Origin of the sequence: Okeania sp. SIO2F4 (genome assembly GCF_010672385.1) — a bacterium.
GTDB lineage: Bacteria > Cyanobacteriota > Cyanobacteriia > Cyanobacteriales > Microcoleaceae > Trichodesmium.
In genome coordinates, this window is sequence record NZ_JAAHGT010001199.1 from 1 (window position 1) to 2402 (window position 2402).

3 protein-coding genes are annotated in these 2402 nt (G+C 33.8%); all 3 read left to right on the top strand.

Annotation, left to right across the window (positions count from 1 at the left end; all coding sequences use genetic code 11):
• The first annotated feature begins 455 nt into the window (after nucleotides 1-455).
• The 3 genes from F6K22_RS38805 to F6K22_RS38815 all read left to right on the top strand — a co-directional run bounded on the left by F6K22_RS38805 (nucleotide 456) and on the right by F6K22_RS38815 (nucleotide 2202).
• Entirely contained in the window at nucleotides 456-665 is a 210-nt protein-coding gene (locus F6K22_RS38805) for a hypothetical protein (protein WP_293110266.1), read from the top strand.
• Between the two features lie 110 nt (nucleotides 666-775).
• A complete protein-coding gene (locus F6K22_RS38810; RefSeq protein WP_293110267.1) occupies nucleotides 776-1246 on the top strand; it encodes a phosphate-starvation-inducible PsiE family protein in 471 nt (156 codons plus the stop codon).
• A 500-nt stretch (nucleotides 1247-1746) separates the two neighbouring features.
• A complete protein-coding gene (locus F6K22_RS38815) occupies nucleotides 1747-2202 on the top strand; it encodes a nitrate reductase associated protein (RefSeq protein WP_293110269.1) in 456 nt (151 codons plus the stop codon).
• Nucleotides 2203-2402: the final 200 nt, after the last annotated feature.

Genomic DNA, 2402 nt, shown 5'->3' on the forward strand with positions numbered 1-2402 from the left:
CTTACCCACGCTTCAGTAACGCCAATTTTAGGTATAATAGCAATTTGAAAAAAGAATGTTACGAATAGTAATATCATGTCCGGTTGAATAGTTATAATTACAGTTCGTAGTAGGGATTTAGCCCTAAGATAGATATTTCACGGGCTAAAAACCTACTACAAACAAAAACTTTTTTATCACTAATTATCCAGACATGATATAAGGGCGATAAAAATATTTTTTAGAAGATGTTCATTTGACAAAAAAGATAATTTCCGATCTAAAACATGGTATTAAAGACATTCATTCTGACTCCTGACTTCTGACTCCTGACTCACACAAAAACCCCCTAGTCATTTGTAGCAAACATTTATCAAAATGGTATAACTTAATCAAACTAGAAAAGATTGATAATTGCTATTTGATCCTAACTGATTGTATACTGATCGGGCACAATTCAAAACTAGGGTGATAATATGCAATCAAATTCTGATAATTTCCCAGAAAAAGACTCAGGAGATACTATACCTTATTATACCAGAGCCAAAGCCGATTTATCACTTTTACTACACAATATATCAATTGCTGCCTTGGTCGGAGTAATAGCTTTTACAGCAGTAAGCTCTTTGATTATTGCTGCTAGTAAAAACTCGCTTAACGAGATGGAAAAAACAGAAATAGAATAGATTTATGCTACTACTTATTTTCTTTTAAATGTATAGTAAAAAGGCGAAAACCCCACAATAAATTCATATTAATTTCTGAGTTTTATGTCAATTATATACTGAAAATAAACATGAAAAAAATCCTCAAAACTATCAAGAATATTGTTCTTCCTGAACGAGATGAATTTTTCCTCAAATTTATTGAATCCATGGAAATCATAGTTTCTAAAGTTCTAACTTTATCTATGATTGCTGTGATTCTTTTTGCTGTATTTGATCTGGTAATTTTTATATCTGAAAAACTTTTCTTGACACCCGATCCTCTGTTTAAAGATACTTTATTTGAAATATTTGGACTCTTCTTAAATATTTTAATTGCTCTGGAACTTTTAGAAAATATTACAGCCTACCTCCATAAGCACGTCTTTAGTCTAGAGCTAGTAATTGTTACTTCCTTAATTGCTGTAGCCCGAAAAATTATTATTTATGATCTGGATAAAAAAGGAGGAGAAGCCTTAGCCGGGTTAGCAATTGCTATTTTTGCTCTATCCATTAGTTATTGGATTATTAGCTCACGAAAAAAGCCTCCATTCAATCATTAAATATGATATCCGGTTTAATATTTTTGGCATTGCTAAATTAAGGTATGAAATTCAATAATTAATAATTAACAATTAATAATTAATAATTAATAATTAATAATTACCTCTTCTGATAACAGATAGGATTGGCTAAAAGGAATTTTTTTTCTTTTCTTGGTCGATTAGATATGGCGTTTAGCTGCGCGACATGAAAAGCGAAGCGGCTCTGCATTCTTCGGGAAACCTCCCCATCCCATCCTACTCCAAGCTCCGAAGATCGACCGCTGTCTTGGTCGATTGGATATGGCGAGGAGACCTCGCCATCCCATCCTAACGGACTGCTCCGCAAACGACCGCTTTTTCTCCATGAATGGAGAGACTTTATACCTTAATTTTTCGGTAAGTTTATAGGTAATAGGGAACAGGGAACAGGGAACAATTTATTAACAAGTAGTTCAAACAATCCAAAAGGATAAGAATTTCTATATCTCAGAGTTATCTAACTAAAAAATCAAAAAAATATGAGTGACAATTATTTTGAATTTGAGCAAGACTTTGTAGCATCCCTACGGTGCATTCCTATGATAGTACGCTATAAATTAGATACCTGTGGAGTCAAATTAAAATTATCCCACTGGCATCAATTTAATCATGCAATTCGTCAAGAGTTGGTAGATAAACCTTGCAATAAATCAGAGGAAATTCAAAGTTATCGAACATGGCTACATCAGTTAGTAATTGAGCAGACAAATACCCCTGCTAAAGATTTACCTGTTGAAGAAAATCCAGCTTGGATGGATGAAACAAAAATTCCAGAAACAGTTCAGGAAAAAGCTCAAGAAATAGGTATTAAAATTAAGTTAGAGCAATGGAAAAATCTGACTCCACTACAAAGGTTTGTTCTGATTAAACTTAGTCGTCCTAGCCATGAAAATAAAAATTTTTTACCTGCTGTTGAGGAATTTAAACTGATTTGAAGGACGAAAGCATGACACTTATTTTTACCGAAAAATAAAGGTTTAAAGCCTCTCATGAGCAAGGAGAAAAAAGCGGTTGTTTGCGGAGCATTCCGAAGGATGGGATGGCGAGGTCTCCCGAAGAATGCAGAGCCGCGAACGCTTTTCATGTCGCGCAGCGAAACGCCATATCCAATCAACCAAGAAAAGAAAAAAAATTT

Bases quoted from the DNA above. Each gene is read 5' to 3' on its own strand.
- F6K22_RS38805 (WP_293110266.1), top strand. From the start codon at position 456: ATGCAATCAAATTCTGATAATTTCCCAGAAAAAGACTCAGGAGATACT.
- F6K22_RS38810 (WP_293110267.1), top strand. From the start codon at position 776: ATGAAAAAAATCCTCAAAACTATCAAGAATATTGTTCTTCCTGAACGA.
- F6K22_RS38815 (WP_293110269.1), top strand. From the start codon at position 1,747: ATGAGTGACAATTATTTTGAATTTGAGCAAGACTTTGTAGCATCCCTA.